Source organism: Staphylococcus pseudoxylosus, assembly GCF_003697915.1.
GTDB classification, from domain to species: Bacteria; Bacillota; Bacilli; order Staphylococcales; family Staphylococcaceae; genus Staphylococcus; species Staphylococcus pseudoxylosus.
On sequence record NZ_RCVN01000064.1, the window covers coordinates 1 to 403 of the forward strand.

Annotated in this window: 1 protein-coding gene; it reads right to left on the bottom strand. The window is 27.5% G+C overall.

Annotated elements, in window-relative coordinates:
* Positions 1–322, bottom strand: a 322-nt coding sequence (locus D9V42_RS14810) for a hypothetical protein (protein ID WP_208639098.1), incomplete at its 3' end; no start/stop codon positions are given.
* Positions 323–403 lie beyond the last annotated feature (81 nt).

Consider the following 403-nt stretch of genomic DNA (forward strand, 5'->3'; position numbering starts at 1 on the left):
GTGATTTTTGATTAATGTTGTTTAAATATCTTTCGAAAGAATAAACTGTATGAAACTTTTGTTCATACTCAACTTTATTTGTTTCTTTGTTTATTGAGTATTTAAATGCTCTATCATACATAAAATTCAAGTAATCTGTTTGAAAGTCTCCCAGAAGCGAATCATAATTGTCTCTTTTTTCTATTGTTTCTTTTGAAATTGCCTTACCTTTAGCTTTGCCTTTAGCTTTACCAACACGACATTTACGACCAGACTCTTTATATTTACATTTTGGGTTTTCTCCGTTACAATTAGAACAAAATTCTTGTTTAGGTCTAGCCATTTTTTTACCTCCTTTCTTGATGATAAATTAATTATATACTTTTATTTTAGACTTGTCAAGAATAAAAATATTGTTCGGAAA